General features: G+C 53.9%; 1 protein-coding gene. It reads left to right on the top strand.

Annotation, left to right across the window (positions count from 1 at the left end):
• Positions 1 to 227: 227 nt before the first annotated feature.
• The gene (locus ABEA92_RS31295; RefSeq protein ID WP_345689814.1) at positions 228 to 1,235 is read left to right on the top strand and encodes an IS110 family RNA-guided transposase; all 1,008 of its coding nucleotides are present in this window, start codon (positions 228 to 230) and stop codon (positions 1,233 to 1,235) included.
• The last annotated feature ends 372 nt before the right edge of the window (positions 1,236 to 1,607 follow it).

Below are 1,607 nucleotides of genomic sequence, written 5' to 3' on the forward strand. Positions count from 1 at the left end.
CTAGTATATGATCGTTGTGGTGTTTCGACTGGTTTTCACGTCGATTCGCTGTGATGACCTTTTCGCAGTCGCTCTGCGGAGAGGTCGCTGACTCACAGATCCGATCCGACCCCTCTCGGCCCCAGGCTAGAGCGACTGGGAGCTTGATCGTGAGTCAGTTCTTTTACCCGAACGGTCGCTCGGTCGGCGTCATGCCAGACCGCATTTACTAGGCAGGGACTTTTAAGATGCGCAACGAATCTACGACAAACACTCGACACGACACACCACCCTCGCGAACCGGCTATCAACGAGTCATCGGAGTCGATGTTGCCAAGAACAATCTCGATCTTTGTGATTCTCAGGGCAAGCTTACCAAGCGTATTGATAACGACGTGCAGAGCATTCAAGCGAAACTGCTTGACCGCATTGATCCTGATAGCGCGACATTGATTCTCTGTGAATCCACCGCCAGCTATCACCTGTTGATGACGGACATGGCTCACGACAGCTCGATCGACGTCGCCATTGTCAACCCACGGCAAGTCAGAGACTTCGCCAAAGGCCATGGATGGCTTGAAAAGACCGACACGATCGATGCAGCGATGATTTGTCGATTCGGTCAGGACGTTCCAGTCCATTTGGCAGTCCGACGCAGCGAGCAACAGAAGCATCACACCGCGATGGTGCATCGCCGAGCATCGCTTCTGAAGATGCAGGCTCAAGAACGATCGCGGTTGCTGCATACCGCCGACAAAGAGACTCGCAAGCTGCTAAAACAGATGCTGCGGAACATCGAAAACCAGCTAAATCGCGTTGATAAACGGCTCAGCGAGATCCTCCGAGAGCTGGCAAAGCAAGAGCCCAAAGTGCAGATTTTGAAGAGCCACCCAGGCGTGGGTGAGGTTACGGTCAATGTGCTTCTGACCTCACTGCCTGAGTTGGGGCAACTCAATCGCAAAGAGATTGCGAAGTTAGTTGGCGTATCGCCGATGGCAAGGCAAAGTGGCACCAAGGATGGTAAGCGAATGGTGCGTGGTGGGCGTCAATCGGTCCGCTGTGCATTGTACATGGCAGCGTTGTCCGCTCGGCAGTACGACGAGCGGCTCAAAGCGTTTTACACACGCTTAAGAAAGCAAGGAAAACCGTACAAGCTGGCGATGATCGCTTGCGTACGAAAACTTCTTTCGACACTCAATCAGATGGTTCGAAATCAAGAAACGTTTGACGCTTCCAAGTTCGCGTCGATGGTCTGATCTGTCACCAACGAAATAACGGTTGAAGAGCCCCTTTCGCGTCGCCGTCACATTGGCCTGCGCCCGCATCTGAGGCCAATGTGACGGCGATGCGAAAGGGGCGGCCCCATTTTGCCGAGCCCGAACAAGCGTCGAGCCCGGGACCGAGCGACGTAATTGGAGAAAACGGCAGCCGACCAACGACAAAATCGCTCGTCGACTGCCTACGTACTCGAGCGTTGCCGCTCGGTACAAGAGATCAAACATACACAGAACGACGCTGACACAGGAGCCCCCCTGCGTCCTTCAGTACTGCGCATCGGGGGCTTCCATCGAATCAAAATTTAACTTTTTGATAAGCGGCTATTGCCGAATTCTAACACGGTCGCTCCC

This window comes from Novipirellula caenicola (assembly GCF_039545035.1).
Lineage (GTDB): Bacteria > Planctomycetota > Planctomycetia > Pirellulales > Pirellulaceae > Novipirellula > Novipirellula caenicola.

Coding starts and splice junctions, on each gene's coding strand:
- ABEA92_RS31295 (WP_345689814.1), top strand. CDS start 228: ATGCGCAACGAATCTACGACAAACACTCGACACGACACACCACCCTCG.